The 363-nt window shown below is 71.3% G+C and carries 1 pseudogene; it reads right to left on the bottom strand.

The features are described from left to right. Positions 1-363: pseudogene (locus tag R5H29_RS05450) on the bottom strand (histidine--tRNA ligase); the annotation flags it as partial.

Here is a 363-nt window from a genome sequence, read left to right as displayed (position 1 = left end):
TCATAGCGGCCGCCGCCCATCACGGTGCCCTGCGCACCCAGCGCCGTGGTCACGAACTCGAACGCGGTGTGGCTGTAGTAGTCGAGCCCCCGCACGATGCGCGGGTTCTCCACGAACGGCACGCCCAGGCGCGTCAGGGTGTCGCGCACACCGTCATAAAAGGCCGCGGCCTCGGCGGTAAGATACGGGGCGATCACGGGGGCGGCGGCGACCAGGCGCTTGTCGCCCTCGTCCTTGCTGTCGAGGATACGGAGCGGGTTGCGGGCCAGGCGGTCGCGGCTGTCGGCGGAAAGTTCGCCGGCGCGCTCGGTGAAGTAGGCGATCAGCGCGGCGCGGTAGGCCGCGCGGCTTTCGGCGTCCCCC

It is taken from the genome of Stenotrophomonas sp. A3_2 (assembly GCF_036624925.1).
Classification (GTDB): domain Bacteria; phylum Pseudomonadota; class Gammaproteobacteria; order Xanthomonadales; family Xanthomonadaceae; genus Stenotrophomonas; species Stenotrophomonas hibiscicola.
Note: the sequence above shows the minus strand (reverse complement) of the source record. Positions and strands in the feature narration are given on the sequence as shown.